Origin of the sequence: Qipengyuania sphaerica (assembly GCF_019711595.1) — a bacterium.
Taxonomy (GTDB): domain Bacteria; phylum Pseudomonadota; class Alphaproteobacteria; order Sphingomonadales; family Sphingomonadaceae; genus Qipengyuania; species Qipengyuania sphaerica.
The window spans coordinates 491,147-511,115 of the sequence record NZ_JAIGNR010000001.1; the positions used below are offsets into that span (position 1 = coordinate 491,147).

General features: G+C 62.3%; 19 protein-coding genes and 1 tRNA gene. 11 read left to right on the top strand and 9 right to left on the bottom strand.

The features are described from left to right. The first annotated feature begins 216 nt into the window (after positions 1-216). From K3178_RS02535 to bfr, 3 genes are all read left to right on the top strand, one after another. Complete coding sequence (locus tag K3178_RS02535; protein ID WP_247713486.1) at positions 217-1,500, top strand: DUF418 domain-containing protein; 1,284 nt, start codon at positions 217-219, stop codon at positions 1,498-1,500. Between the two features lie 70 nt (positions 1,501-1,570). After that, positions 1,571-1,765, top strand: a complete 195-nt coding sequence (locus K3178_RS02540; protein WP_221569810.1) for a (2Fe-2S)-binding protein — start codon at positions 1,571-1,573, stop codon at positions 1,763-1,765. Between the two features lie 125 nt (positions 1,766-1,890). Beyond that, positions 1,891-2,382: a bacterioferritin gene (gene bfr, locus K3178_RS02545; protein WP_221569811.1), complete on the top strand. Its 492-nt coding sequence runs from the start codon at positions 1,891-1,893 to the stop codon at positions 2,380-2,382. On the opposite strand, the gene K3178_RS02550 is transcribed toward bfr, so the two are convergent. Beyond that, positions 2,379-2,603 (bottom strand): hypothetical protein, encoded by a 225-nt coding sequence (locus tag K3178_RS02550; protein ID WP_221569812.1) that lies wholly within the window; start codon positions 2,601-2,603, stop codon positions 2,379-2,381. The two genes, bfr and K3178_RS02550, sit on opposite strands and share 4 nt — an antisense overlap. Before the next feature lie 295 nt (positions 2,604-2,898). Here K3178_RS02550 and K3178_RS02555 point away from each other — a divergent pair, with 295 nt between their 5' ends. Continuing rightward, positions 2,899-3,366, top strand: a complete 468-nt coding sequence (locus tag K3178_RS02555; RefSeq protein ID WP_221569813.1) for a hypothetical protein — start codon at positions 2,899-2,901, stop codon at positions 3,364-3,366. Positions 3,367-3,422: 56 nt separating this feature from the next. On the opposite strand, the gene K3178_RS02560 is transcribed toward K3178_RS02555, so the two are convergent. From K3178_RS02560 to K3178_RS02580, 5 genes are all read right to left on the bottom strand, one after another. Next, complete coding sequence (locus K3178_RS02560) at positions 3,423-5,201, bottom strand: tetratricopeptide repeat protein (protein ID WP_221569814.1); 1,779 nt, start codon at positions 5,199-5,201, stop codon at positions 3,423-3,425. 75 nt (positions 5,202-5,276) lie between these two features. Further along, positions 5,277-5,765 (bottom strand): DUF2721 domain-containing protein, encoded by a 489-nt coding sequence (locus K3178_RS02565; RefSeq protein WP_221569815.1) that lies wholly within the window; start codon positions 5,763-5,765, stop codon positions 5,277-5,279. After that, positions 5,758-7,197 (bottom strand): ribosome biogenesis GTPase Der, encoded by a 1,440-nt coding sequence (der, locus tag K3178_RS02570; protein ID WP_221569816.1) that lies wholly within the window; start codon positions 7,195-7,197, stop codon positions 5,758-5,760. The genes K3178_RS02565 and der overlap by 8 nt, the downstream gene beginning before the upstream one ends. A gap of 217 nt (positions 7,198-7,414) precedes the next feature. Beyond that, the gene (locus K3178_RS02575; RefSeq protein WP_221569817.1) at positions 7,415-7,711 is read right to left on the bottom strand and encodes a DUF3297 family protein; all 297 of its coding nucleotides are present in this window, start codon (positions 7,709-7,711) and stop codon (positions 7,415-7,417) included. A gap of 39 nt (positions 7,712-7,750) precedes the next feature. After that, positions 7,751-7,999: a hypothetical protein gene (locus K3178_RS02580; protein WP_221569818.1), complete on the bottom strand. Its 249-nt coding sequence runs from the start codon at positions 7,997-7,999 to the stop codon at positions 7,751-7,753. Between the two features lie 150 nt (positions 8,000-8,149). Between K3178_RS02580 and K3178_RS02585 the strand changes: the two genes are divergently transcribed. Beyond that, positions 8,150-8,234 (top strand) — tRNA-Leu (locus K3178_RS02585). A gap of 61 nt (positions 8,235-8,295) precedes the next feature. Next, a complete protein-coding gene (gene tig, locus K3178_RS02590) occupies positions 8,296-9,867 on the top strand; it encodes a trigger factor (RefSeq protein WP_221569819.1) in 1,572 nt (523 codons plus the stop codon). Positions 9,868-9,936: 69 nt separating this feature from the next. Here tig and K3178_RS02595 read toward each other — a convergent pair whose 3' ends face one another. Next, entirely contained in the window at positions 9,937-11,298 is a 1,362-nt protein-coding gene (locus K3178_RS02595; RefSeq protein WP_221569820.1) for a cation:proton antiporter, read from the bottom strand. A 63-nt stretch (positions 11,299-11,361) separates the two neighbouring features. Beyond that, on the bottom strand, positions 11,362-13,452 hold the full coding sequence (locus K3178_RS02600; RefSeq protein ID WP_247713487.1) for a TonB-dependent receptor plug domain-containing protein: 2,091 nt from the start codon (positions 13,450-13,452) through the stop codon (positions 11,362-11,364). 355 nt (positions 13,453-13,807) lie between these two features. Here K3178_RS02600 and K3178_RS14345 point away from each other — a divergent pair, with 355 nt between their 5' ends. The 4 genes from K3178_RS14345 (at position 13,808) to K3178_RS02620 (ending at position 18,348) form a co-directional block, all read left to right on the top strand. After that, entirely contained in the window at positions 13,808-15,526 is a 1,719-nt protein-coding gene (locus tag K3178_RS14345; protein WP_221569821.1) for a methyl-accepting chemotaxis protein, read from the top strand. Positions 15,527-15,588: 62 nt separating this feature from the next. Continuing rightward, the gene (locus K3178_RS02610) at positions 15,589-16,737 is read left to right on the top strand and encodes a 3-oxoacyl-[acyl-carrier-protein] synthase III C-terminal domain-containing protein (protein ID WP_221569822.1); all 1,149 of its coding nucleotides are present in this window, start codon (positions 15,589-15,591) and stop codon (positions 16,735-16,737) included. Further along, on the top strand, positions 16,734-17,423 hold the full coding sequence (locus tag K3178_RS02615; RefSeq protein ID WP_221569823.1) for an iron-containing redox enzyme family protein: 690 nt from the start codon (positions 16,734-16,736) through the stop codon (positions 17,421-17,423). The genes K3178_RS02610 and K3178_RS02615 overlap by 4 nt, the downstream gene beginning before the upstream one ends. Further along, positions 17,416-18,348 carry a DUF6999 family protein gene (locus K3178_RS02620; protein ID WP_221569824.1) on the top strand — a complete coding sequence of 311 codons (933 nt, stop codon included), beginning with the start codon at positions 17,416-17,418 and terminating at the stop codon, positions 18,346-18,348. The genes K3178_RS02615 and K3178_RS02620 overlap by 8 nt, the downstream gene beginning before the upstream one ends. Positions 18,349-18,352: 4 nt before the next feature. On the opposite strand, the gene K3178_RS02625 is transcribed toward K3178_RS02620, so the two are convergent. After that, positions 18,353-18,976, bottom strand: coding sequence for an ATP-dependent Clp protease proteolytic subunit (locus K3178_RS02625; protein WP_221569825.1), 624 nt, complete (start codon positions 18,974-18,976; stop codon positions 18,353-18,355). Between the two features lie 135 nt (positions 18,977-19,111). Here K3178_RS02625 and K3178_RS02630 point away from each other — a divergent pair, with 135 nt between their 5' ends. Beyond that, on the top strand, positions 19,112-19,825 hold the full coding sequence (locus K3178_RS02630; RefSeq protein ID WP_221569826.1) for an ATP-dependent Clp protease proteolytic subunit: 714 nt from the start codon (positions 19,112-19,114) through the stop codon (positions 19,823-19,825). Positions 19,826-19,969 lie beyond the last annotated feature (144 nt).

Consider the following 19,969-nt stretch of genomic DNA (forward strand, 5'->3'; position numbering starts at 1 on the left):
AGACTACCCCTAATTTAGGGTTAACACCGCGAAACTTTTGAACCCTAAGGTGAGTGGGCAAGGGGCCTCATTGCCCGTTTTCCACGCCCCGTTTGCGGTTGGCGATCCCGTCAACTGCGAAGTCCAAAGCTGTTGGTTTCTTATTGCCAGCTATGGGCCTTCGCTTTCGAGACGCTAGGTGTGCCACGACAAAGCTAAGGAAGTATGGACGAGCCGATGAGCGCAGGCGTCGAGGATAATGCGGGAACTTCCGATGGCCCGCAGCCTGTTGCACTGGCGGGCGGCCGAATTGCGAGCCTCGATTTTGTCCGCGGTATCGCGGTGATGGGCATCCTCGTCGCCAATATCGTTTCGATGGGCCAGCCGCAGACCGCCTATCCCTATCCCGGCGCGTTCACTTCGGGCCATTCGCCGGCAGAGGACTGGATGTGGGTGTCCCAGCTGGTGCTGATCGACGGCAAGATGCGCGGACTTTTCACGATTCTGTTCGGTGCCGGGCTCTATCTCTTCATGGAGAAAGTATGGGAGAAAGGTGCCACGCGCCTGCTGCAGGTGCGTCGGCTCCTGTGGCTCGGCCTCTTCGGGCTGCTTCACTATTACCTGCTGTGGCAGGGCGACATCCTGTTCGCCTATGCGGTGAGCGGGCTGATCGCGGTGCTGTTCTGCCTCGACCTGGCGCCGCGCCAGCAGCTCGTCCTGGGGCTCCTCGGGTATGTCTGCGGGGTGCTGTTCTATGGCCTGTCGACCATATTCATGCAGCAGATGGCCGACGGGCCCGTACCGGATAATGCGATGCAGGCCGAAACGCGCGCCGCGTTTGTCGAAATGGCCGAGGCCGACATCGCTGACGGCCAGCTTGAGACCGCGATCAGGCAAGACGGTAGCTATGGCGAACTGGTTGCGCATGTCTTCAAGGAACACGGGCGTGACCCATTCTACGAAATTCTCAATTTTCCATTCGAGACACTGCCTTTGATGCTCATCGGCATGGCCCTGTACCGAACCGGGTTCTTCAACGGGGGTTTTGAGCGAAGGACGATGCTGCGGTACGGTTTGTTTGCAATACTCGGCGGAGGTGCGCTCACCCTCTGGATCGGGCTCGCAACGAAGGCTGCGGGTCTCACATATTACGGGACCTATGCCGCATTGGTCGGCTGGAACATGATACCGCAATTGATGATGACCCTGGGCTATCTCGCGCTCCTCGTCGCCTTTGCGCCGCGTGCCGGGGGATGGCTCGGCGCGCGGGTTTCCGCAGCGGGACGGGCCGCCTTTACCAACTATCTCGGGACTTCGCTCATCATGCTGCTGGTGTTCGGCAACTGGGGCCTCGACCTGTTCGGACAGTTTGGCCGGACAGAGCTTTATATGACCGTGATTGCGACATGGGCGGTAATGCTCGGATGGTCTAAGCCATGGCTAGATCGCTACCGCTATGGCCCGCTCGAATGGCTTTGGCGGTGCCTGACCTACGGCCGCCTGTTCGAACTCCGTCGCTGATTCCTTGCTATTGAGAATAATTCGCATTACATCTGCTTTTGCGAATCACTCGCAAAGGAGCTAGAAGCGCATGTACGTCTGCATCTGCAACGCCATTAGGGAAAACGAGCTGCGCAATGTCGCGCGCCGGTGCCCCGGCGATGCCGAGGCTTGCTATGCCGCGCTGGGCAAGCGCCCTTCCTGCGGCACCTGCCTGGATGACGCCGAGGACATCATCTTCGAAGAGCGTGAAATGGCGTTCGAGCCGACCAGCGTCGCCGCCTAGTTTTCGCTACTGAAAATCGCTCGCAACTGGCGGAATTCCGCGGTTTTTCTCGCTCTCTGCCCTTGCCGCCTACTGTGTCGGAGCGCATAAGGCGGCGACTCGAATTGCAGCGGAGACAGCAAGCCATGAAGGGCGATCCCAAGGTCATCGAATTCCTCAACAAGGCGCTCACCAACGAGCTGACCGCGATCAACCAGTACTGGCTGCACTACCGCGTCCTCAACGATTGGGGTGTTACCAAGCTCGCCGAATACGAGCGGCACGAGAGCATCGATGAGATGAAGCATGCCGATGTTCTGGCGGAACGTGTGCTGTTCCTTGGCGGACTTCCCAACTTTCAGGCGATCCACAAGCTGAAGGTGGGCGAAACGGTCGAGGAAATCCTCAGGGCCGACCTGGCGGTCGAGATGGAAGCTATCCCGCTATTGAAGGATGCGATCGCGCATTGCGAAGAGGTCCGCGACTACACCAGCCGCGAGATCTTCGAGCGCATCCTCGAAAGCGAGGAAGAGCATGTCGATTTCCTCGAAACGCAGTTCGACATGATCGAGCGGATGGGATTGCAGAATTACGTCCAGCTCCAGTCGAAACCGGCGGGCGAGGGCGAGGAGGGCTAGCCACGGGGCTGGTCGGGTACGATCTCCCAGAATGTCGCGTGATCGCCGCCGTGCTTGGTCAAGCGGCCAAGACGGCGTTCGCCATCCCACAATTCGGCGCTTCCTCTTTCGACATTGATGTCAGCAATCGCGAGGGCCGTGTGGACATCGATTGCGCCCATCCTCACGACATCCCCATGGACCGAGTGGCGCAGTTCCAAAGCAAGCTGAAGTCGCGTCATCGAAGTTCTCCTCATGCCTGGAAACAAAGTGCGCAGCGATATCTGAACGCCAGATAACCGCATTCCTGCGGTCTTACCGTAGGGTCGTCTTGTCGCGGTAAGGTCCAGATATTGCGGCAAAGCGTGTCGTCCGACACTGCCTTTCACCGCGCTCGCGCCCGTTTCGCGACACGCAATTGCCATTGACTCCCTGTTCGCGAGGGCGCAGCCAAGGGGGACCAGGGCGGGATTTCAAGATGGATCGCACCTTCCCGGTATCGTGGGTCGTTAGCACCAACGAATTGGGGGACTGCATATGAAGACCATTCTGAAATACGCCGGACTGGCAGCGGCAGCTGCTGTTATGACCACTTCCACCTCGGCGAATGCGCAATTGCGCGTTTGGGAAGATTACACACCTGCGGAGAACGTTGTCGAACTGACCTACGTCAAGGTCGATGAGGGGCAGCTCGACACCTATCTCGAAGGCCTCAAACAGACGTGGGTGCAGGCACACGAGGTCAACAAGACGCTCGGCACCGTGGAAAGCTACGGCATCTATACGGTTCCTTACGGCTCCAACGAGGTGAACCTCGTGCTCCGGGTGACATATCCGAACATGGCCGCGCTCAATACGAGCAAGGAGCAATACGACCGGTTCATGGATGCCTGGGGCAACGCCAACCAAGAAAACAGCACCCGCACCGTTCGCGAGGTCTATAACAATATCCGCAAGATCAAGGGCACCTACCTGCTCCGCGGCCTGACCATCGATCTCGACTGATCCGTCCGAGAGCAATACGCGGGGGCGATGAGTAGCTCATCGCCCCCGCCAAGCGTCTAGAGCCTGTCCATCGACAGCCAGCCTGTGTCGCCCTGCCAGATTTCTTCCAGCTTCGCCTTGGCGGCCCGGGCCTCCATCCGGTTGCCCGCTGCAGCCTGCGCCTTCGACAATCCATAGAGCGCCCAGCCATTGTTTGGCGCCTGAAAGAGCGCCTTGCGGAAGGCGGCCACGGCCTCCTCGTGCCGGCCAAGCTTGTAGAGGGCAGCCCCACGCGATTGCGCGATCGGGTAATACCAGAAAGGCGGTTCGGAATAGGGGATGGTCGCCTCAATGCTTTCCGCCAGTTCGAAGTAGCGAACGGCGGAGGCTGCGTCGCCATTGGCCAGTGCGAGTCGTCCGCGCGCGGCGGCCGAAGCCAGCTTGACGAGATCGGGTGCGGGGAAAAACTGCTCGGTCATAGCGACCACGCCGGGCGCATCGACCATTCCATCGATCTCGGCAATAGTCGCCTCGGCGCTGGCTGTGTCGCCCGCCAGTGCATGGCCGACCGAGCGGGCATAGAGCCGCATAGCATCGACATAGGCGAGTTCCGATTTCTCGCGCGTCAGCCCCAGGATGGCTTGTGGCGAACCCGTTTGCGCCAGCGCGAAATGCGGCGCTGCATGGATCGCCTGCACCCAGGCCAGCTCCTTGGCGACATCGGCGTCGAGGATGGCCTCGAGCCGCGCCGTTTCGCTCGCCACTGCGCCCAGATTTCCGACCATCTGCGCGCTGGTCAGCAGGAAGTGGACGTTGTGCGGATAGTAGCCGTAGCGATAGAGCGCATCCTGCGGTGCGCTGGCGAGATAGGCCTCGTCGGCACGCGCGGCGGCGATGTTCGCCTCCATCGAATCCGAATAGCGCCCGATCCGATAGTAGATATGTGCGGGCATATGGACGAGGTGTCCAAGTGCGCGAGGGCCGCTCCGGTTGAGCTCGTCGGCGGCTGCTTCGGCACGGCTCGGGTCGGGTCCGTTTTCGAGCAGGTGGATGAGCAGGTGCGAGGCCTGCGGATGCTGCGGATTGCGCGCCAGCACCGTCTCGATGCGTCCGACCGCCTCGCCGATGCGTGGCTGGGGTTGCTTATCCTCGGTCCAGTAGTTCCACGGCGTGGTGTTCATCGCCGCTTCGGCTGCGAGGATTTGCAGATCGTCGTTACCCGAATTGGCATTGGCGAGCGCGGCCATGGCATCGGCATATTGCGCGTCGAGTGCGGCACGGTTGCCATCTGCCGAGTAGCGCTGGCGCTGCGCAGCGATGATGGCGCGCTCGGTTGCGCTGGCATCGGCGGCAAGCTCGGTCGCGCGGTCGAGCGCGGCAAGCGCATCGCGGTTGGCCTGCGCGTCCATCCCGGCATTGATGTTCGGCCCGTTGGCAAGCGCCACGCCCCACCAGCACATTGCGCAGTCGGGAGCGAGGCGGGCGGCTTCGCGGAAGCTGCGGATGGCGGCCTTGTGGTTGAAGCCGTAGGTCAAAGCGAGGCCTTGGTCGAAATAGCTTCGTGCCTCGCCGGTCAGGCCCGTGGCGGGGATGTCAAAGCGCCCGGTATTGCCGATAAGGCCGATGCTGGCGGACATGGCGAGCTGGCTTGCGCCATAGGTTTCGGCGAGCGCGAGCCGCTTGTCGAGCGCGTCGGCCCCGGTGAAGAAGCCGCGGCAGGCGTTGCGGCCGGGCAGAGTCGGATCGAGCGCCGCGAGCTGGGCATCGCTCAGCGCGGCGGATGTCGGCGTGGACATCGAACCTGAAAGGGCGAGGGGGGTAGCAAGGGCAAGGCCCAGAGTGGCTGTGGTTTTCATGGTCGGTCTCCGTGGGCGACCCATGAAACGGCTGTTTTCTTTTGGTCTTAGCAGCCCGTGTACGAGTCGGCCAAATCAGGGGCCATACTTGCGCTCTTCCATCCGTTCACGGTTACGCCGTGCTGCCACGCGCGTTTCGAGTAGGAAAGAGGCAAGGCCAGCCATCAGCAGGCCCATCGTCAGGACCCAGGTGAAAGCCACCAGCGTGCCGAGGGGGGCTTTCACGAAAGCGCTCACGAACAGCAGCATGATGACGATGCTAATGGTGAAAGCTGCCGCCGTGCTCAGCATCACCGCACGCTGCGCATGGATGCGGCGCTTTTCCAGCGCGGGCAGTTCGACGAGCAGCTCGTTGGCCTCGTCTTCCTTGGTCGCCTTGAGGATCTTCTCGATCTTGTTTGCGACCCAGATCAGCCGGTTGGTCATCACGTTCATGACCGCGCCGATGCCCGCCAGCAGGAAGGCGGGAGCCATCGACAATTGCACCACGTTCTGCACGCGGATCGAGGAGCTGGTGCGTTCGAGCAGCTCGAAACCGGGTATCACCAGCAGCAGGTCAATCACGGCCCTGACCGCCGCTGAACTTGCCGCCGCCGCCGCGATTGGCGTCATAGGGGTTCTTCGGGCTTTTCAGCACCACGCGCACCGGCACGGCATCGAAGCCGAGCTTGGCGCGGATGCCGTTGACGAGATAGCGCTCGTAGCTCTTGGGCAGGTCGTCCAGCCGCGTGCCGAAGACCACGAAACGCGGCGGGCGGGTGCTCGCCTGCGTGATGTAGCGCAGCTTGATCCGGCGACCGCCGGGCGCGGGCGGCGGGTTGGCGGCAAGCGCGTCGTCGAACCAGCGGTTGAGCGCAGCGGTCGGCACGCGGCGGCTCCACGCCTCGCGGATTTCGAAGGCGGCCGACAGCATGGTGTCGAGGCCCTTGCCGGTCTTGGCCGATACGGCGAACAGCGGCACGCCGCGGACCTGGCTGAGGCCTTCATTCAATGCTTCGCGGATGCCGTTGAAAAGCGAGGAGGCGTTCTCGGCGATGTCCCACTTGTTGATGGCGACCATCAGCGCGCGGCCTTCCTCCAGCACCTGCGAAGCGATCTTGAGGTCCTGGTGTTCGAGCCCCTTGGTCGCATCGAGCAGCAGCACCACGACTTCGGCGAAGTCGATCGCGCGCTTCGCATCGGCGACCGATAGCTTCTCCAGCTTCTCGGTGACCTTGGCGCGTTTGCGCATGCCGGCGGTGTCGATCAGGCGGATCTCGCGCTGTTCGTTCGCCTTGGGATCGAACCATTCCCAGTCGACCGCGATGGAATCGCGCGTGATGCCGGCTTCCGGACCGGTCAGCAGGCGGTCTTCACCGAGCAGTCGGTTGATGAGCGTCGACTTGCCCGCATTGGGCCGACCGACAATGGCGAGCTTGAGCGGACCGGACAGGTCTTCCTCGTCCAGCTCGGCCTCAAGTTCGGCAGCGGCTTCGGCCGCTTCCGATTTTGCGCCGATTATCGGCCACAATCCGCTGAACAGGTCGGCAATGCCTTCGCCGTGCTCGGCGCTGATGCCCATGGGTTCGCCTAGGCCGAGGCTGTAGCTCTCGAGGATGCCCGGCTCGGCGGCCCTGCCTTCAGCCTTGTTGCACACCAGCACGACCGGCACGTCCTGCCCACGCAGCCAGCGGCCTATTTCCTCGTCGAGCGGGGTCAGCCCGGCACGCGCATCGACCACGAACAGCGCGGCATCCGCGCCTTCGAGGCTGACTTCGGTCTGCTTGCGCATCCGGCCGGGCAGGCTGTCGGGGTCTTCGTCTTCCCAGCCTGCCGTATCGACGATGGTGAATTCCAGCCCCGCGATCTCTGCATCGCCCATGCGGCGGTCGCGTGTCACCCCCGGCTGGTCGTCGACCAGCGCGAGCTTCTTGCCGACGAGCCTGTTGAACAGCGTCGACTTGCCGACGTTGGGCCGGCCGATGATGATGACGGTGGGTTTCTGGGTCGAGGTCATGGTGTGGTTTCCGGCCCCGCAGGTGGGGGACAAGCACTGCTTTGGCAAGCGTTGAAGGCGCGTCCTACAGGATGGAACAGATGGAACACGGTCTTGGGAATAAAAATGCCGCCGGGCGAGACACTCGCTCCGGCGGCGGAATTGTGCGGTTTCGGGCGGTTGGGCTGGCGCATTCTGCCGGTCCTGCCACGCCTCGGCCAGAGTAGGAAAGCCGCGATCAGTCGGCCTTGGCGACCGGCGGGTTTTCGCCCAGGTCTTCGAACCAGGCTTCGACCGGGCCGTTCAGTTTCAGCGTCAGCGGATTGCCCTTGCGGTCGACCGTCTTGCCCGCCTGCACGCGCACCCAGCCTTCGGGAATGTTGTATTCCTCGATATCGGTACGGGTACGGCCCTTGAACCGGATGCCCACGCCGCGTTCGAGCACGCTCACGTCGAAATGATCGCTCTTCGGGTTCACCGAAAGCTGCATCGGCGGGGTCTGGGGCTTGTCGTCGGACTTGGTATCTTCGCTCATGGCGCGCGCCTTTACTTGCCATCGGCCCCAGCGACAAGCTCAATCGGGCGGCAGGGTGGTCGCCGCATCGAGCGCCTGCTCGCCTTCGCCCTCGCGTCCGCCGTCCATGGCCGGGCGCAATGCCTCTTCGGTCTCGATATCGATTTCGTCGGGCTCGGTCCGATCGGCCAGCACGTCGCCCTCGGTTTCGCCTTCGGCTTCCATTTCGGCAGCGGTCTTGGGCTTTACATCGGGGTCGATCACCGGCGGCGTTGCGGGCGGCACCTTGGGAGTTTCATAGTCGCTCATCGTCGCGATCCTTTCGCCCGATCAACGCCTCGGCGCGAAAGGGTGTTCCTTGGACCTTCGCCACGCTTGCCCTTTTCGCCGCATCCGACTAGAGGCACGCGCCTATATGCGCGGCGGGTCCCCGTCGGCGCAGCCTCGCTTTTGCGGTTTGCGGGCGTGGCGGAATTGGTAGACGCGCTGGTTTTAGGTACCAGTATCGAAAGATGTGGGGGTTCGAGTCCCTTCGCCCGCACCATTTCCGCTCCTGTCGCAGGCCTCTCGATCAGACAGACAGTAAACTTACGAGTTCCGACCCCATGCAGATCAAAGAAACCACCAACGAAGGCCTCAAGCGGGCCTATGCGATCACCATTCCGGCCAAGGAAATCGATGCCCGCATCGATTCGGAAATCAAGAAGATCGCCCCGCAGGTGAAGATGCCCGGCTTCCGCCCCGGCAAGGTCCCGGCGAACCTGGTACGAAAGATGCATGGCGAGCAGCTGCACGCCGAAGCGGTCAATTCGATGATTCGCGAATCGGTCGACAAGACCATGGCCGACAACAAGCTGAAGCCGGCGATGCAGCCCAAGGTCGAACTCGGCGAAGGTTACGAGGAAGGCAAGGACGCCAGCCTCACCATCGAACTTGAAGTGTTGCCCGAAGTCGAAGCTCCGGCCACCGACGACATCAAGATCGAGCGCCTGACCGTTCCCGTGTCCGACGAGGAGGTCATGGACGCGATCGGCAAGCTTGCCGAGAACAACAAGAGCTACAAGGACGCCGCCAAGACCAAGAAGGCTGCAGACGGCGACCAGCTGATCATCGATTTCGTCGGCCGTGTGGACGGCGAGGAATTCGAAGGCGGCAAGGCCGAAGACGCGGCGCTGGTGCTGGGTTCGGGCATGTTCATCCCCGGCTTCGAAGACCAGCTCGTCGGCGTGAAGACCGGCGATGCCAAGACCATCGAAGTGACCTTCCCCGAAGATTATCAGGCGACCCATCTCGCCGGCAAGAAGGCCGAATTCGACGTCACCGTGAAGCAGGTGAAGGTCGAGGGCGACACCAAGCTGGACGACGATTTCGCCAAGAACTTCGGCCTCGACGGTATCGACAAGCTGAAGGAACTGCTGCGCGGCCAACTCGAGCAGGAAACTGCTGGCCTCACCCGCACGCAGATGAAGCGCTCGCTGCTCGACCAGCTGGCAGCCGGCCATGACTTCGCTGTGCCGCAGGGCATGGTCGATGCGGAATTCGACGCCATCTGGACCCAGCTCCAGCAGGAAGCGGCTCGTTCGGAAAACCCCGAAGAGATGCTCAAGGAAATGGACGCCGAGAAGGACGACTACCGTTCGATCGCCGAACGCCGCGTGCGCCTCGGCCTGCTGCTGTCGGAAATCGGCCAGGCGAACAATGTCCAGGTGACCTCGCAGGAAATGAGCATGCTGATCCAGCAGGCCGCCCAGCAGTATCGCCCCGAAGATCGCGAACGGTTCATGCAGTACATCCAGCAGGAGCCGATGGCTGCTGCCCAGCTGCGCGCGCCGCTCTATGAAGACAAGGTCGTCGACTTCCTGTTCGACAAGGCCGAAATCACCGATCGCGAAGTGACTCGCGAGGAACTCGAAGCTGCGATCGAAGCGGAAGAGACCGAAGAGCCGAAGAAGGCCGCCAAGAAAAAGGCCCCGGCCAAGAAGGCAGCTGCTAAGAAGGCTCCGGCGAAGAAGGCTGACGAGAAGAAGCCTGCTGCCAAGAAGGCTGCCGCCAAGACCGAAGAAAAGAAGCCTACCGCCAAGAAGGCCGCTCCGAAGAAGGCCGCGGCCAAGTCGGACGACAAGAAGCCCGCTGCGAAGAAGGCTCCGGCCAAGAAGGCTGCCGCCAAGAAGAAGTAAGCGGTCGGCTTCGGCCAGACATCACAAGGGCGGCGGGAGCGATCCCGTCGCCCTTTTTGCTGCGCTCGATCAGGCCTTGTCGCTGGGGGTTGCGCCCTTTCGCGAACCGGCGGGCCGATGAGATGGCAGATCTTCAACTTCGCCGTGATGGATGTGCGCCCGCACGCGCTCGACATGGCGAATCAGCGGTCCGGCCACGATGCCGTGGACAATGATCGACAAGAGGATCGCGAAACTCGCGGTAGCCCACAGCACGTCCAGCCCCTCGAACTGACCATGGTTCTGGCCGTAGGCGAGGTAATAGATCGAGCCCATCCCGCGCACACCGAGGAATGCGACCGCTGCCTTGCCTATGAGCGGGAGGCCGCAGAAGCTTTCCGACACCAGGCCGGCCAGCGGGCGGATTATAAACACCAGCGCGATGCCGACCAGCGCGGCAGGCCAGGTCAACGCATCGAGCACACCGCTTGCCAGCATCGCGCCGAAACCGAATAGCACAGCCACGAGCACGATCTGTTCGATCTGGTCGATGAAGTGGTGGCTGAGCTTGTGGTAGCGACTGCGGTTCTCTCGCTGGCGGGCGGTGACCGCACCCACGAAGACGGCGAGGAATCCGTATCCTTCGGCAAGTTCCGCCAGCCCATAGGCGAGTAGCAGCGTGCCCAGCACTATCAGACCCTCGCTGGTCGAATATTTGGGCCGGTCGGCGCTGTCCGGCTTTTCCACCTCCGCCATGGGCGCATCGGCCTCGCGCTCGAACACATACCATGCGCCCGCGCGGCCTACGGCCCAGCCGACCGCCACACCCGCCGCTATGCGCCAGATAAGGTCGAGGGCAACCCACTCTAGCGTCCAGCCCCCGAGCGAGGTCATGCCGATTGCGGCGATGGCGAGATAGGTGAAGGGGAAGGCAAGCCCGTCGTTGAGCCCAGCCTCGACAGTCAGCGAAAAGCGCACGTCGTGTCGCTGGTTGCCGCCCGGCGGACCGACCTGCACGCTGCGCGCAAGTACCGGATCGGTTGGAGCCATGGCTGCACCCAGCAGGATGGCGCTCGCCACCGGCAGTCCGAGCGCCCACCATCCCAGGAACGCCACTGCGGCTATCGTCAAGGGCATGGCGATGACCAGCAGCGGCCAGATCTGGCTCCAGTTTTTCCAGCTCACCGGCCGATCGATCGCGATGCCTGCCGCCATGAGCGAGGCGATGACGATGAATTCGGTCACATATTCCAATGCCAGTGCATCGAAGCCATCGGAGGTCGGGTTGATATTCGGCAGGTCGATCGGGACGGAATACAGGAGGAACCCCGCTGCGACGTAGACGATTGGCAGCGAAAGCCAGATCCGTGCGAGCAATTTTTCCAGTTTTACGGCGAGGACGAGTCCGAGACCGAGAAAGACGAACAGGAAGATGCGCGGTTCGAACTCCATGATCGCCTGAACGCGTCAGGGCTGCCAAGGTTCATTCGGCAGCGATCGAGAGACCGCGCAAACCTAGAAGTCGCCGCTGAGCGAGAATGTGACGATCGGTCCGATCCGGCGATTCCTGTCTTCGATGAAGTCTATCTCGTCGCTCGGACGGGTTCCCGCATAGACCGTCCGGTAGAACTTGTTGCGCGCGCCCAGCACGTTGTTGACCCGCGCTGTGGCGGTGAGCCCGAACAAGTCTTTGTGCTCTGCAAAGAGACCGAGGAAAACCGGACCTTCCCAGAACCTTCCGACTTCATAGCGGCGATAATAGGGGACTTGGTCGTTGGTGAAGATACTCGCGCCCCAGGCGTAGTCGGTATCCGGGACGTCGTGCCGGAAATTGCCTTCCAACCAACCTTCGACATCACCCGAATTGGCACGGGTCTCCCCGGTGAAGGGGTCGGTAAAGTACATGAAGCGTTCGACTGCCGTAAAATCGAGCCTCGCGCCCTTGAACCCCACGGGGTCGAAATTGATCGTGGCATCGACCTGCAACTGGAGCCGGTCGCCATCACCGATGTTCCCGCGCGCTTCGCCGCCGTCCTCGGTCGGGACCCAATCGATGAAATCCTCGAACCAGGCCTGCAATGCGCTGAACTTTATCGATCCCCAGGGCCCCAGCCGTTTGTTAGCCACCAGCTCCAGGTTCCACGTCTGGTAGGGCACGAGATCGCTGTTGGAGCCCGATTGCTGGTCGTTATCGAGCTGGACGCTGCCGAGGAAGTCTCCGAATGTCAGCTGCCTGACCCGCCGTGCGAGTGTCAGCGATACGTCAAGATCGTCGCTCGGCTTCCACGTGCCGGCCAGTGAACCCTTGGGCCTGCGGAAACTACGCGAATTGGCATCCGATCCGGTCTGCTCGAGCTTGGAAAACTCCATCGCGCCGATCGCCTGCAGCGAAAGAGTGGACGACAATTCCTTCGAGACACTGAGGCTGCCCTCGTACCGGTCTTCAGTCACGCCGCCGGTACCGCCGGGAAAGGGAACGGGCACGAACGCGCCACTGCCGTCGAGGACCGATAGCGCAGAGCGGCGATCAAGACGGTTAAACGCGGTTTCGCCGGCCACCTGCCAGTCGGAATCCAGCATGTTCCAGCCATATTCGAACCGTCCGATGCGCTCTCCGGTGGCGTCCACCTGGGTGAAATAGGACCCTTGATCGGGCGAGCCGTCGTCGAACGAGTCGACCAGCCTGAAGAAGAAATTGTCCCTCTCGAACCGTTCCAGCCCGATGAGTTTGAGCCTGCCCGGGCCAAGGGCGAATTCCACATCGCCGCCGATCTCGTACTCGGGTCCGGTCCGCTTTTCCTTGGCGAGGCGGGTGCGCTGCGGCCCGCCCGCCGGCATACCGATTTCAGGGCGGTCGATATCGAGGAAATCCTCGCGATAGCTGAGGTTGAGATTGGCTATCGCGCCGCCGCCGAATGCATAACTGAAGTTGGTCGCCAGCCTGGGATTGTCATAAGCCCCGGACATCTTGGAGAACTGTTCTTCGAGCAGTTCGTCGTTGCCATCGGTGATGAGAGCGGGTCCATCTGCGCCGAAACGGTCGTTCGTATTGCTCAGCGCGACGGTGTAATCGAGCGCGCCGCTGCTGCCGGTGAGCGATACTTCGCCCCCGTATAATTGCGCTTCGGTATTATGGGGGCGGAAACCGGCGGTATACCGGAATTGGCCTGATGCGCCGCTGCTCTGGTAGACGACATTGGCTACCTGTCCGGTGAGGCCGGGAATATCGAGCGTGTTGCCGTCGATAATCTCGATGCGTGTCACGTCGCTTGCAGGGATGCGGCTGAGCTGATCGCGGACGCTGTCGGACTTGCTCGAAAAGCGTGCGCCGTTGACGATGACATTCTGCGTGGCCTGGCCCAGACCGCGTTGTCCGTCATCATTGCCTCCTTCGATCGTGAAGCCGGGAATGCGCTCCACCATCTCCAGCGCATTGCGCGGAGCGAATTGGGCGAAATAGTCGGGTTCGAAGACGCGGGCGCCGGCCGTCACGGCTGGCGGTGCGGGAGGTTCGGACTGCGGGTCAGCCTCGTCCTGCGCAAGGACTGGACTGGTCGCACAGGCGACCATGGCAAGCGCGAAAAGGCTGGAAGTCGTTCTAAACAAGGAGCTCTCTCCGGAAACTTTCCGGCTTCGTCTACATTTGTAGCCAAACGGCAAAGCGGGCGTCGATGAACGGCAATCCGATGCCGATGAAGAGCAAGTCCAATCGATCAGCGTCGAGACGGGTTTCGTGTTAAAACCGGATCCCCCCACCTTTTGCGCGTGGTTAACGCTTCTCTTACCGCTTTGCGCATAGACCCTGAATTGCGTCGCAGAGGGCTATGCCGCGCAAGCCGAAAAATCGGCGCGGCCTGCCCGAAATTACGCCACATCATGTCCGGGTCGCCGAGCGCCGCCAATCTACGCGCTGCGCAACGCTTCCCGCCTGTCCGAAGCTTCAAGCAAGCGAGAATGCCGCGTGTCCTTTTCCAGCGATTTCGATGCTCCCGCCGCGTCCGGTTTCAAGTCGGGCAAACGCTCGATCGCAGCCCAGATGAATGGCCTTTTCGCCTTTTGTGCCGCGGGCGTGGCGGTCTTGTGCCTTGTCGCGACGATAGGCTTCCAGCGGATTGAGCAACACGCGCAGGAACTCACCGGCATTACCGAGAGCGTGCTGCTGGTCTCGCGCACCAGCGCCAATGTCCATGCCTCGCAGGAGCGCTTGGGCAACTTCCTCGATGAGGGTAACCAGGCGCAGGATCTCGATACGGCAATCGACCTCGTCGACCAGGGCATGGAACACAACGCCCAGCTCGCTTCATATTACCGTGAGCGAAACCCCGCCGGCCTCGAGGACGTGCAGGCGGTCGAGACCGAGTTGAAGGGCCTCAAGTCTTCGCTCCAGGCGCTCTACACCACGCCCCAAGACCAGATTTATGGTGCGGTCATACCGGCATTCAAACATGGCTATGCCGTCGGCGAAATTTCCAACGGTCTGCGCAATCGCGCCGAGGTCGACCTCTATCGGGTAAATCGCGCAGAGCAGGCCGCCATCGAGCTTTTCACGCTGGTGATGATTCTTCTGGGCATCGCCTCGCTGGTCACCGTATTCCTCGGCCGTAAGGTCATGGCGCGCCGCGTCGTGGCACCGATCCGCAATATCGGCGAGACCAGCGCGCTGCTCGCCGAGGGCGCAAGCGATCTCGAAATTCCCGAAATCCACCGCGAGGATGAAATCGGCGAGATGGCGCGGGCGCTCGAAAGCCTGCGCCTGATCCAGGAAGAAGCGCGCGCCAAGGCCGCTTCGGAACTCGAAGACCAAGTCGCCTCGGCCGAAGAACGCAACCGCAAGGTGGCGGTCATCCAGGACCTTGCCGATGCCTTCGAGCGCATGGTCAGCGGTGTCGCGCATGATGTCGCCGCCGCCAGCGGGCAACTCAAAGATGCGGCGCGCACCATGTCGGACAATGCCGAACAGTCCTCGCAGCGCGTGCTCAATGCCTCGCGCCTGCTTGCCGAAACGAGCGAAGGCGTGACGGGAGCCGCGGCGGCATCGGACGAATTCGTGATGTCGATCGGCGAAATCAGCCGCCAGGCCGCCTCCAGTGCAGAGCGCGCCGGGCAGGCCAATCATGCGGCGCATGATGCCGACCGCACGATCGGCGAACTCGACGCGATGGCGATCCATGTCGGCCAAGTGGTCGAACTGATCGGCCAGATCGCCCAGCGCACCAACCTCCTTGCACTCAATGCCAGCATCGAAGCGGCGCGCGGTGGCGAAGCAGGGCGCGGCTTTGCCGTGGTGGCTAGCGAAGTGAAGGAACTCGCTGCGCAGACCGCGCGTGCGACCGAGGAAGTCGAAGCGCAGATCAAGCAGATTCAGGCCTCGTCCTCGGCCAGCGCCGGTGCGCTGCGCAAGATTACCGAGGAAGTCGGCCAGTTGGGAGTCACCTCGACCTCGATCGCTGCGGCGGTCGACCAGCAGGCCGTCGCCGGGCAGGAACTGGCGCGCAGTATCGATGCAGCCGCGCGCAACACGGAAGCCGTGAGCGGCGACATGGACGAAGTCAGCCGGATGTCGATGGCGACCGGTGCTGCGGCAAGCCAGGTCCTTACCGGCTGCACCTCGCTCGAACAGCAGGCTGAAGTGCTCCGTGCGCAGGTCGCCGATTTCCTCGAGCATGTCCGAGCTGCCTGATTTCGCGGGGAAAAATCACGCGAAACCTTGCGCAGCGATGAACGTATCCCGACATTAGGCGCATGGTATATATCACCGCATCGGGCCAGTTCCTTCCCGGAGAGCCCGTCGATAACGAGGCCATGGGCGACCATATCGGGCGTCTCTCTCCTCAAGCGGAGCGGATGGGCCGGCTGGTCCTTCGCCAGAACCGCATCGGTACTCGCCACTATGCGATGAAGCCGGACGGGACGACCGACTGGACCATTGCCAGGATGCTCGGCGAAGCGGTGCGTTCGACGCTCGACGATGCCGAAATCGATGCGAAGCAGGTGGGCTATCTCGCCACTTCCACCACGCAGAACGACCTGATGGTTCCGGGCCTCGCGAGCCAGGTGCATGGCGAGCTGGGCCTGCCGCCGCTCGAGCTCGCGAGCATGCAGTCGGTCTGCGCCAGCTCGATGATGGCGCTGAAGAGCGCTTACCTCCAAGTGAAGTCGGGCGAGCACCGCGCGGCGCTGGTCGGCGGGGGCGAGTTTGCCAGCCGCTATTTCCGCCCCGGTTTCTATGAGGGGACCGACAGCATCCTCGAAGACGGGGCGCTACCGAGCGATGCGGGCTTCCTGCGCTGGACGCTGAGCGACGGGGCGGCCGCAGTGCTGCTGGAAGATCGCCCGGCGAGCCGCGGCCTGTCGCTGCGGATCGATTGGGTCAGCCTGCGCAGTTTTGCGGACCGCTTCGAGCCGTGCATGACCGCCGGTTCGGTGCGGGACGGGGATGGCGCGCTCACCCCGTGGTCGCACCACGCCGGCATTCGGGCCGCTGCGCAATCGGGTGCCTTCCAGCTGCGGCAGGATGTCGATGCGCTCTACCGGATGCTGCCTGTCTGGCTGGGCGAATTTATGCGGCTGGTCGACGAGGGACTGATCGAGCCCGACACTGTCGACTGGTTCGCCATCCACTATTCCGCCCATTCGCTGCGCGAGGAGATGATCCGGCAGGCGACCAAGGCGGGCTGCATGATCCCCGAGGAACGGTGGTATTCGAACCTTGCGACCAAGGGGAATGTCGGCGCGGCCTCGATTTTCCTCATCCTCGACGACCTGCTGAAAGGCGGGACACTGGAAGAAGGGCAGACAGTGCTTTGCGCCGTGCCCGAAAGCGGGCAATGTGTGATGGCCTATGCCGGGATGACCGTGGTCGGCCCTGATGACAGGAGGGACGCGAAATGAACGCAGAAGCAGGACGGCCCGATGCGCCGCTCGCCAGGACGCACCGCCAGCTGGCGCAGGTGTGGATCGACTTCGAAAGCGCGCTGATGACCGTGCCGCTTGTGTCCCGGCTCCATGCGGGCAAGTGGCGGGTCGAGGATTACCAGGCGCTGCTGCGCAACCTGCGCCAGCAGGTGATCGAAGGCAGCCGCTGGATCGCGCGCGCCTCCTCCAGCCTCACCCCGGCGCATGAAGATTTGCGCAGCATGTTCCTGCACCATGCGCAGGAAGAACACCGCGATTTCCGGATGCTTGAGGATTGCTACGTCGCGGTCGGCGGCTCGCGCAAGGAAATCCAGAACGCCCCCAAAAACGTCGGTTCGGAAGCGCTCTCGGCTTTCATGTACCACGCTGCCTCAAAGCCCGACCCGGTTGGTCTGCTTGGCGCGATGTTCATCATCGAGGGGCTGGGCAACCGGATCGCCGGGCCGTGGTCGGAACTCATCCAGAAACAGCTCGACCTGCCCGACGAGGCGGTGAGGTTCTTCAAGTATCACTCGGTCAACGACAGCCACCATCTCGAAGAATTCGACGAGGCGATGGAAATGGCGGTCACCAGCGAAGAGGTTGGGACCGATATCGTGCGCCACGCAAAAATCGTCGCGCGTCTCTATCGCCTGCAGCTGGAAGAAATCGACAATGTCTGATGCGCGCCCCCATCCGGGCACGGCGCATGACGAGCCGATCGTCCATGCCTTCGGCGTGCACGATCCCGCCGATCCGGACCCGTGGGCGGCACTGGCGATGGACCGCTCGCTGCCTTTCGACCCGGCCGCCAAGGCTGCGCTGCTTCGCGACCAGCGTTCGCCCAGCCGCCAGTTCCTGCTGCCCCTCGTGCGTCCGCTCGCGCGGCTGACGATCATCCTTGCGCAGGTGTTCAAATCGATCTTCCCGCGCTTCCCGCACGCGCCGAAATTCCTTCACTGGATGATCGCGACTGGCATGAAGCGATTCCTGACGCCCGATGCCAACTGGCTGATCCTGCGGCATTTCCACCTCGGCTCGCAGATCCTGCGCTTCATTGCCGACAATGTGACGCCCGGTTTCCGCCCCGTGCTCGAACCGATGGATCCGAAGAATGTCGACGGCGTGCGCGACAATCTTTTCCTCAAGCACGATCTGAACATCTACAACTTTCTGATCCAGCTTAATCACGAGATGGATAGGCGCGGGGTGACGTTGCAAAAGGCGGAACGCCTCGATTTCAGCGCGATCGATCCCGATGCGGTGAAGATTGAGGAAATGCCCAAGGGCCGCCTCAACAAGATCGACCTGCAGACTGCGATCGAGATGTACACGCCGGCCTATGCCTTCTGGTTGACCGATCGCGATTTCTGGCGAGCGGCCAATTCGCTGCAGCTGGACGAGACGATCGGGCTCTATTGTGCGCGGCTGACGGGCGAGGAAAAGCATCTCGCCATGGTCACCAACGCGCATCCGCTGGTGCCCGAAAGTACATTGAAAGCGGGTTTCCGCCTCATGCTCCACGGCCTTTCGACCGAGGTGCTTCACGGTTTCCTGGTGGAGCTGAAGCAGCGGCAGGCGGCAGCCGCAGCCGCCGCCCCGGCCTGAGGGCTTAGAACTTTACCTCGCTCGCGTGGCTGATGACATTGCCGAGGATGCCGTATTCCTTGGCTTCCTTGGTATCCATCCAGAAATCGCGGTCGATGTCCTTGAGGACCTTTTCGTAGGTCTGGCCGGTCGCATCGGCGATCTTGCGCGCGATGCGCTCGCGCATCTTGACGATTTCCTGCGCCTGGATGGCGATGTCGCTGGCCTTGCCGCCCGCACCGCCCGAGGGCTGGTGGATCAGGAAGCGCGTGTTCGGCAGGCAGAAGCGACGCTCATGCGGGACCGAGAGGAAGATATGGGTCGCGATGCTGGCCACCCAGCCGGTGCCGATGATGGCGACGGGCGAGGAGATGTAGCCGATAAGATCGTGGATCGTATCGCCCGATTCGACATGGCCGCCCGGCGAATTGACGATCAGCTTGATCGGCTCGTTCGAGATGTGGTCGAGATAGAGCAGCTGCATCGAGATACGCTCGGCCAGTTTCTGGTCGACGCCGCCGAACAGCATCACGGTGCGCGCTTCGAGAAACTTGCTCATCATTGCGGCGCGCAGGCCGTCGCCCTTGTTTTCGTCGTCATCCTCGTCGGCGCGGAACGGTGCAATTGGGGAGAACGGCGAAGACGACATGGTAAAGGCCCTTTTTTTGCGATTTCGTGCGGACTACCGCTAGGCCGCCTACATCGCGACCGTAATCTCTTTAATCAAGCCTTGAACCTTGCGGCGGCAGGACAGATATACCCCGCAATCTCAGAAGGACACTCAATGATCGATCTCTTCGGCACCGACGCCCATGCTTCCCAAGGACAGTTCACCCGCGATCCCGTGACCGGCGCGCTGGTGCCCACCGTGGTCGAGCAGTCGAGCCGCGGCGAACGGGCCTTCGACATTTTCTCGCGCCTGCTGCGCGAACGCATCGTTTTCGTCACCGGCCAGGTGGAAGACGTGATGGCCTCGCTGATCGTGGCGCAGCTGCTGTTCCTCGAGAGCGAAAACCCCTCGAAGCCGATCAGCATGTACATCAACTCGCCCGGCGGCGTTGTGACCGCAGGCATGGCGATCCACGACACCATGCAATATATCAAGCCGCGCGTTTCGACCGTGTGTATCGGACAGGCCGCCTCGATGGGCAGCTTCCTGCTCGCAGCGGGCGAGCCGGGCATGCGCATCGCGCTGCCCAATGCACGCATCATGGTCCACCAGCCTTCGGGCGGTGCGCGCGGCATGGCCAGCGACATCGAAATCCAGGCGCGCGAGATCCTGCGCATCCGCCAGCGGATGAACGATCTCTACGTCCAGTACACCGGCAAGAGCCTCGACGAGATCGAGCAGGCGATGGACCGCGACACTTTCCTCGATGCAGAGGAAGCGATGAAATTCGGCATCGTCGACAAGGTCTTTGAGGCACGCCCCGAAAACGAGGGCGACGACGAGCCGGTAAGCGATACGGACAAGGGTTCTGGCGGCGCGCCGGAGTAATTTCGGCGCCCACACCCCGTCCCTTACCGGGACTGTGACAAATTTGTCCTAGGATTCCAGCAACCTTGCATCTTCAGCATATGGCAAGGGGTTGCTGATAGTGAGATATTGACCGAATCCCGCCACGGCCTAGAGTCGGCGAAT

Coding starts and splice junctions, on each gene's coding strand:
- bfr (WP_221569811.1), top strand. CDS start 1,891: ATGAAGGGCGATCCCAAGGTCATCGAATTCCTCAACAAGGCGCTCACC.
- K3178_RS02575 (WP_221569817.1), bottom strand. CDS start 7,711: ATGAGCGAAGATACCAAGTCCGACGACAAGCCCCAGACCCCGCCGATG.
- K3178_RS02555 (WP_221569813.1), top strand. CDS start 2,899: ATGAAGACCATTCTGAAATACGCCGGACTGGCAGCGGCAGCTGCTGTT.
- K3178_RS02550 (WP_221569812.1), bottom strand. CDS start 2,603: ATGACGCGACTTCAGCTTGCTTTGGAACTGCGCCACTCGGTCCATGGG.
- K3178_RS02560 (WP_221569814.1), bottom strand. CDS start 5,201: ATGAAAACCACAGCCACTCTGGGCCTTGCCCTTGCTACCCCCCTCGCC.
- der (WP_221569816.1), bottom strand. CDS start 7,197: ATGACCTCGACCCAGAAACCCACCGTCATCATCATCGGCCGGCCCAAC.
- K3178_RS02620 (WP_221569824.1), top strand. CDS start 17,416: ATGTCTGATGCGCGCCCCCATCCGGGCACGGCGCATGACGAGCCGATC.
- K3178_RS02630 (WP_221569826.1), top strand. CDS start 19,112: ATGATCGATCTCTTCGGCACCGACGCCCATGCTTCCCAAGGACAGTTC.
- K3178_RS02615 (WP_221569823.1), top strand. CDS start 16,734: ATGAACGCAGAAGCAGGACGGCCCGATGCGCCGCTCGCCAGGACGCAC.
- K3178_RS02580 (WP_221569818.1), bottom strand. CDS start 7,999: ATGAGCGACTATGAAACTCCCAAGGTGCCGCCCGCAACGCCGCCGGTG.
- K3178_RS02535 (WP_247713486.1), top strand. CDS start 217: ATGAGCGCAGGCGTCGAGGATAATGCGGGAACTTCCGATGGCCCGCAG.
- K3178_RS02625 (WP_221569825.1), bottom strand. CDS start 18,976: ATGTCGTCTTCGCCGTTCTCCCCAATTGCACCGTTCCGCGCCGACGAG.
- tig (WP_221569819.1), top strand. CDS start 8,296: ATGCAGATCAAAGAAACCACCAACGAAGGCCTCAAGCGGGCCTATGCG.
- K3178_RS02610 (WP_221569822.1), top strand. CDS start 15,589: ATGGTATATATCACCGCATCGGGCCAGTTCCTTCCCGGAGAGCCCGTC.
- K3178_RS02540 (WP_221569810.1), top strand. CDS start 1,571: ATGTACGTCTGCATCTGCAACGCCATTAGGGAAAACGAGCTGCGCAAT.
- K3178_RS02595 (WP_221569820.1), bottom strand. CDS start 11,298: ATGGAGTTCGAACCGCGCATCTTCCTGTTCGTCTTTCTCGGTCTCGGA.